The 6,144-nt window shown below is 69.6% G+C and carries 7 protein-coding genes; 4 read left to right on the forward strand and 3 right to left on the reverse strand.

Annotated elements, in window-relative coordinates; translation table 11 throughout:
* Positions 1–25 precede the first annotated feature (25 nt).
* From FXO19_RS07730 to FXO19_RS07740, 3 genes are all read left to right on the forward strand, one after another.
* A complete protein-coding gene (locus FXO19_RS07730; protein WP_255516340.1) occupies positions 26–790 on the forward strand; it encodes a DUF4124 domain-containing protein in 765 nt (254 codons plus the stop codon).
* The gene (locus tag FXO19_RS07735) at positions 790–1,413 is read left to right on the forward strand and encodes a DUF4124 domain-containing protein (RefSeq protein WP_187775679.1); all 624 of its coding nucleotides are present in this window, start codon (positions 790–792) and stop codon (positions 1,411–1,413) included. The genes FXO19_RS07730 and FXO19_RS07735 overlap by 1 nt, the downstream gene beginning before the upstream one ends.
* A gap of 262 nt (positions 1,414–1,675) precedes the next feature.
* A complete protein-coding gene (locus FXO19_RS07740; protein ID WP_149194484.1) occupies positions 1,676–2,221 on the forward strand; it encodes a YaeQ family protein in 546 nt (181 codons plus the stop codon).
* Between the two features lie 57 nt (positions 2,222–2,278).
* On the opposite strand, the gene FXO19_RS07745 is transcribed toward FXO19_RS07740, so the two are convergent.
* Together FXO19_RS07745 and FXO19_RS07750 are read right to left on the reverse strand one after the other, a co-directional pair.
* Complete coding sequence (locus FXO19_RS07745) at positions 2,279–2,731, reverse strand: nuclear transport factor 2 family protein (protein WP_149194485.1); 453 nt, start codon at positions 2,729–2,731, stop codon at positions 2,279–2,281.
* Positions 2,732–2,788: 57 nt separating this feature from the next.
* Positions 2,789–3,565: an SDR family oxidoreductase gene (locus tag FXO19_RS07750; RefSeq protein WP_149194486.1), complete on the reverse strand. Its 777-nt coding sequence runs from the start codon at positions 3,563–3,565 to the stop codon at positions 2,789–2,791.
* A gap of 59 nt (positions 3,566–3,624) precedes the next feature.
* Here FXO19_RS07750 and FXO19_RS07755 point away from each other — a divergent pair, with 59 nt between their 5' ends.
* The gene (locus FXO19_RS07755) at positions 3,625–3,843 is read left to right on the forward strand and encodes a hypothetical protein (protein WP_149194487.1); all 219 of its coding nucleotides are present in this window, start codon (positions 3,625–3,627) and stop codon (positions 3,841–3,843) included.
* A gap of 402 nt (positions 3,844–4,245) precedes the next feature.
* Here FXO19_RS07755 and FXO19_RS07760 read toward each other — a convergent pair whose 3' ends face one another.
* Complete coding sequence (locus FXO19_RS07760) at positions 4,246–6,087, reverse strand: DUF3344 domain-containing protein (protein ID WP_149194488.1); 1,842 nt, start codon at positions 6,085–6,087, stop codon at positions 4,246–4,248.
* Positions 6,088–6,144 lie beyond the last annotated feature (57 nt).

The raw sequence follows: 6,144 nt of genomic DNA on the forward strand, positions 1-6,144 counted from the left end.
CGGCCAGCAGGGGCATGATGTCGGCATGCGCGCCTGGATGCTCCCGCTGTCGGCCCTGCTCGCCTGCACCGCCGCGGTGGCGCAGGCGCCCGAGAACGACACGGACGACGTCGTCATCTACCGCTGCACCGACGCGGACGGCGGCCTGACCCTGCGCGACACGCCCTGCGACGATACCCAGGCCCAGCAGACCCGCACCATGCTGCGTCCGCAGGACGCGCCGCCGCGCGCACCGGCGCCCGCGCCAGAACCCGCGCCGGCGCCCGCCGCGGACCAGCCGCAGGTGGTCGTGGTCAGCGCCCCGCAGCCGATGTACGAATGCATCACCCCCGACGGCGACCGCTACACCAGCGACACCGGCGACGGTAATCCGCGCTGGGTGCCGCTGTGGACACTCGGCTATCCAGTCGGCGGCGGCTATCGCCGCCCCGCGCGGCCGAGCGCCCAGCGCGGCATCACCTTCGTCGACGACCGGATGCGCATGCCTCCGCCGGCGAACATCAGCATCCCGCCGGCGTACGATCGTCCGCAGCCGTCGCCCGGCGTCCTGCACGGTCACCCGAACCGGCCCCGTCCCCATCCTCCCGGCTACGGCTACGGCGGCGGCGGCACCTGGATCCGCGACGAATGCACGCGCCTGCCGCAGGGCGAAGTCTGCGATCGCCTGCGCGACCGCCGCCAGGAGATCCGCCGGCGCATCTTCAACGCCCAGGAAAGCGAACGCAATACACTGCGCGGCGAGGAGCGCGCGATCAGCGCACGCCTGGCCAACGATTGCGGAATCCGATGATGCGGCACGCCTTGCTCTGCGCCGCGCTGCTGCTCGCGGCGCCGGCAATCGCGCAGAAGAACGAGATGGTGATCTACCACTGTACCGATGCCGCTGGCGCGGTCACCGTGCAGAACGATACGCCCTGTCCGGCCGGCAGCACCCAGAAGACGCGCGTGATCGACCCGCCGCCGCCGCTGCCTGCCTACGTGCCAATGACGCCGCCGCCGAGCGCGTCGCCGCTGACTCCGATCACGCGCGTGACAAGGGATAACGGCTTCGATCCAGCCACGCTGGTGATCGATCTCGAACTGCAGCCACCGCCGCCGCTGTTCCTGTGCACGACCTACGAGCAGACCCGTTATTACACCGAGGACAGCGAGCCTGCGTCGCGCTGCCAACCCATGGCCACCGTCGGCATCGGCGGCCTGCAGGGCCTGGGCGCGGGCGCGGCCTGCGAGCGCGTCACCGACGTCTGCGAGCCGGTCCCGGACGAGGCGCTCTGCAACGCCTGGGACACGCGCGTGCGCGAGGCGGAATTCCGCTGGAAGTTCGCCGGCGGCCACTACGCCACCGAGGACCGACGCGCGGAGTACGAAGCGCTGGCGCGAATGCGCGACACCAGCACCTGCGCCGCGGAATGACCGCGTGGGAGTGGCGGCGGCATGCTGCTGCCGGGAAGTCGTGACCCGGCTTTGGCGGCGTCGCGACTTCCATCGCTCCCACAATGGCAGCCACGGGCGAGGCATCGCTCTGGTCGATCTCGGGGTAAGCGATCCGGGGCCGCACGACCGGACCAAGGGTGCGCTCCAAACCGTGCAGCAGAACGATGCATCCGGCGTGGGACCGGTGCGGCGGAGCCCGGCCGCCTACAATGGGCCTTCTTCCGACCGGCATCCGCCCGCCATGGCTCCCAATTCCACCGTGGTCAAAGCCGAGCTGCAGGTCAGCGACATGGACCGGCACTACTACGCCACCCACAACCTCACCCTCGCCCAGCATCCGTCGGAAACCGACCTGCGGCTGATGGTGCGGCTGGTCGCGTTCGCGCTGTACGCCGACGAGCGCCTGGAGTTCGGCCGCGGCCTGAGCGACGAGGACCAGCCGGCGCTGTGCCGGCGCAGCTACGGCGGCGAGATCGAACTGTGGATCGACGTCGGCCAGCCCGACGAGACCCGGATCAAGAAGGCCTGCGCCCGCGCTGACCAGGTGGTGGTGATCAACTACGGCGGCCGCGCCGCCGACATCTGGTGGGAGAAGATCGCCAGTTCGCTGACCCGGCTGAAGAACCTCACCGTGCTGGCCATTCCCGAGGACGTGGTCGAGGCGCTGCCCGGCATCGGCGAGCGCGGCATGCGCCTGAACGCGCTGATCCAGGACGGCGAACTGCAGCTGATGGGCGAACGCGGCAGTCTCGCGCTGCGCCCGGTCGAGCGGATGGCGCCGCGGTAACCTCGTCGCCCGACCGGCGGCAACGCGCGACCAGGCGCCTTCGCAAACGGCTTCGCGTCAATCCCGGGGCGTGGAGACGCGTGTTGCGTGGCTTGCCGCCAGCAGCCATCGGCCGTCGCGATACACCCAGGTGTCGGTGAACTGGAAATCCGCCGCGAACGGCTCGCCGCCCGCCTTGCCTTCGACCGAAGTGATGCCGGTGACCACCGCGGCGTCGCCATACAGGTGGAAGACCTGGTCGCGGTTGCGGAACACATCGTAGGCCGGCTCGCCGCTTTCGACCTCGGCGATGGTCTGCGCGCGGTCGGCGGGAATGCCGTTGGACCCGGTCAGGACGAAACGCTCGTCCAGCCATGCGCGCAGGGTATCGGCGTCGCGGTTCTCGAAGGCTTCGCTCAGCGCCGCTTCGGCCTCGAGGATGTCGCGTCGGTCCTGGGCAGCATCGCGCGCCAGGGCCGGCAACGCCGTGGCGGCCAGCGCCGCGGCAACGCACCAGTGGAAGGCTTTCATGGACTCTCCTGATGGATGGCGCCGCACCGGCGCCGGATTGCTTGCCTGCGGCGGCGGCTAGAACCCGTAGCGCAGGAAGCCGCCGTCCACCGCGATGCATTCGCCGGTGATGTAGGCCGCCGCCGGCAGGCACAGGAACGCGACCGCGGCGGCGACCTCCTCGGGTTCGCCGATGCGGCCCATCGGCGTACGCAGCAGCACCTCGTCCAGGTAGTCGGGATCGGCCAGCTTGTCGGAGGTGCGGCGGGTGCGGATGTACCAGGGCGCCACCGAGTTCACGCGCACGCCGTCCTCGGCCCATTCCACGGCGAGGTTGCGGGTCATCTGGTGCATGGCCGCCTTGCTCATGCCGTAGGGCGCGCCGGAACGCACATGGGTGAGCCCGGACACGCTGCCGACGTTGACGATGCACGAACCCGGATGCTGGGTGAGCAGCGGGAAGGCGTAGCGCGACAGCTCGAAGGCACTGAACAGATTGACCTCGAAAATTTCGCGCCACTCGTCCTCGGTGTAGTCGGCGGCCGCGCGGGTGAGGTTGCCGCCGGCATTGTTGACCAGGATGTTGAGGCCGTCGCCCTGGTCCTCGATCCAGTCGAGCACCTCGCGGCGCTGGTCCTCGTCGGCGACATCGCCGACCAGCGCCCGCACCTCGCCGTCCGGGAATTCGTCGATCAGCTCGTCACGGGCCGACTCGAGCGCGTTGCCGTCGCGGGCCACGATCAGCACGCGGGCACCGAAACCGAGCAGTTCGCGCGCGACCGCCCGGCCGATGCCGGCACTGCCGCCGGTCACCAGGGCGAGTTGTCCGTCGAGACGCCAGCGATGCGGATCCATGGTCGGCCCTGCCTGTGCACTGGGCGTAGGATAACGCCGGTCCACACCGGAGAACGGTCATGCCGAACCGCACCGCATTCGCGTTGTCGCTCGCATCCCTGGTCCTGGCCGGCACCGCCTGTTCGCCGCCCGAGCAACCCCCCGAACTGCCGCCGGAGCCGCAGGCCACGCAGCTGCGCGACGCGATGCAGGCACCGCTGGACAAGGCGCGCGCGGTGGAGGACGCGGTACGCGAGGCCGACGAGCGACGCCGGGCGCAGCTGGACGCGGAGGAGTGACGCGCGGCCGTGCGTCGTTCTGCTGATCGTACGCCGCGGCCCCTGTATTGACGTCGTGCGCGGCGGCCCCTGTATTCTGGCGGTGCCGGCACGTTGTGCGGCGCCGGCATCGCGCGCATGGCGCGCTCCTACGAAGCGCCGTGGATATCCTTCGCGCAACCTGGGCCGGTATCCCTCGTAGGAGCGCGTCATACGCGCGATGCCCCCGAAGCTTGTCGTCCCGCACCTTTTGCAATCCCACGCGGCCACGGCCGTCGCCCGCGTGGAATGCGATCACCGGATTCCGACGATGCCGGCATGCCGTGCGGCGCCGGCATCGCGCGCATGGCGCGCTCCTACGAAATGCGACGATCACGCCCTCCCTGCTGCTGGCGCGGGAAGGAGGGCGCGATCCGGACCCGGTCAGGGCATCCCGGTCGCAGTCACCGTGCAGGTCAGGCTGAAGGTCAGCGTGCCGCCGTTGGGCAGGGTGGGGATCACCAGGCCGGTGCCCTGCAGCTGGGCCACGTCCGGCGCCGCGGGGCAGACCGCGCCGCCGGCCTCCTCGCCACAGGTCACCGCCGTGCAGGTCAGGCCCTCGGCCGGCGGGTCGCTCACCGCCGCACCGTCGGCGGCGCTGGGGCCATTGTTGACCACCACGATCCGGTAAACGATCTCGTCATCGCGGAGCACGGCGTCGACGTCGTTGCTCTTGGTGACCGAAAGATCGGCGATCGGCGCCACCGTCACGGTCGCGCTGGCCTCGCCATCGAAGGGCTCGTTCAGCGTTTGCGAGGTGTAGTCGATGCGCGCGGTGTTGACGATGTCGGTTTCCGCCAGCGCATTGTCGTCTGCGATGCGGGCACGGAACCGGAACGTCGTCGACTCGCCCGGCAGGACCTGGCCGCCATCGCTGGCCGTGGCGCCGGCGCCGAGCCGGAACACCACGCGATCGGGGCCAGTGAGGAACTCGGCCTGGTCGTCGCCGGCGACGTCGGTCATGGCACCGGTCGGTGCGCCGGGCGTATTGCTGACGATCTCCAGGCTGCCCGGCACGTAGATCGTGCCACCGGGGACCAGGTTGTCGGTGACGACCACGTCGAGCGCGCCGTCCTCCCCTTCATTGACGAACGAGATCGTGTACTGCAGCTCGTCACCCGGCAGCACCTCGCCGCCGTTCAAGTCCTCGACCCCCTTGGTGAACGACGAAACCAGGTCCGGCACGTACAGGTCGACGGCGAACACCAGCGCGTGCGGGTAGTACGCGTCGCCGTTCGACGTGAACTGGAACGTCGCCGACGTGGCGCCGTTCGCCAGGATGTTGCTGGCGTTGACGTAGTCGATGTCCTGCCCGAGCTGGTTGCTGTAGTTCGGGGTCTTGGCGGTGAGATGGCTGCCCAGGCGGCTGACGGTGCTGTTCCAGAAGTTGGTGTTCGGGTTCAGGCCGTCGGTGATCTGGGTGCCGTCCATCAGGAACTGGTCACCGACCAGATTCATGTCGCCCTCCCAGTTCAGCGCGCCGAGGAACGTGTCGAACGATCCCGCCAGCGGCGTCAGCAGGCCAGAGACCGTGATGCTGACGGAGTTGGTGCCGGTGACGTTGGCGGCGCCGTCGTACACCATCAGTCGCCGGAACGGCTCGTTGGTGTCCCGGTACAGCACGACCAGGCTCCAGCCGGCGTAACGGTCGGTGCCGGTGGTGCCGACGATGCCGCCGGCCGCATAGGTGCCGTTGCCGGCCGCCTGGACCTGCGCGGTCACGTCGGCGAACGCGAAGTACGCGCGATTGCTGGCATCGCCGCCGAACGTATTGGTGTCCAGCTGGCTGGCGGTGATGGGCTGGTATCCGGCCGCACCCGGCGAACGGAACTGGATCGTGTTCCTGCCGGCGGCGGTCTCGCCCGCACGGGCGCCCCAGTACAGGCCGGCGAACGACACCGTGGCGCCGGCCGGCAGGCTCAGGTCGGCGCTGGAGCTGTTGCCCAACCCGGCCGTCGGATCCACGTCGACGAACACCATCGTATGGTTGTTGTTGTTGTTGTTGTTGCCGGTCGCCGCGCGTTGCCGGGCCAGTTCGCACTCGGCCGCGCCATCCGTGCAGGTCATCAGCGTATTGCCGACCATAGCCGCGTTGCCGGGCTGGTTGAAGCTGGCGCGCGGCGTGAATTCGCGAACGACCTGCGCCTGCGCCGCGGAGGCGGCCAGCAGGAGCAGGATCGCGCACAGTGCCGCCGCGGCGGCTCTTGGAGCGAAGGTGGACATCATTTAATAGCTCCCCACAAAGTTGACGAACCAGCCCTTGTGGTCGTAGTCGAAGTCGGT

This window comes from Luteimonas suaedae (assembly GCF_008312895.1).
Taxonomy (GTDB): domain Bacteria; phylum Pseudomonadota; class Gammaproteobacteria; order Xanthomonadales; family Xanthomonadaceae; genus Luteimonas; species Luteimonas suaedae.

Excerpts from the sequence above, each read along its gene's own strand:
- FXO19_RS07735 (WP_187775679.1), top strand. The coding sequence starts at position 790 with ATGCGGCACGCCTTGCTCTGCGCCGCGCTGCTGCTCGCGGCGCCGGCA.
- FXO19_RS07730 (WP_255516340.1), top strand. The coding sequence starts at position 26 with ATGCGCGCCTGGATGCTCCCGCTGTCGGCCCTGCTCGCCTGCACCGCC.
- FXO19_RS07755 (WP_149194487.1), top strand. The coding sequence starts at position 3,625 with ATGCCGAACCGCACCGCATTCGCGTTGTCGCTCGCATCCCTGGTCCTG.
- FXO19_RS07750 (WP_149194486.1), bottom strand. The coding sequence starts at position 3,565 with ATGGATCCGCATCGCTGGCGTCTCGACGGACAACTCGCCCTGGTGACC.
- FXO19_RS07760 (WP_149194488.1), bottom strand. The coding sequence starts at position 6,087 with ATGATGTCCACCTTCGCTCCAAGAGCCGCCGCGGCGGCACTGTGCGCG.
- FXO19_RS07745 (WP_149194485.1), bottom strand. The coding sequence starts at position 2,731 with ATGAAAGCCTTCCACTGGTGCGTTGCCGCGGCGCTGGCCGCCACGGCG.
- FXO19_RS07740 (WP_149194484.1), top strand. The coding sequence starts at position 1,676 with ATGGCTCCCAATTCCACCGTGGTCAAAGCCGAGCTGCAGGTCAGCGAC.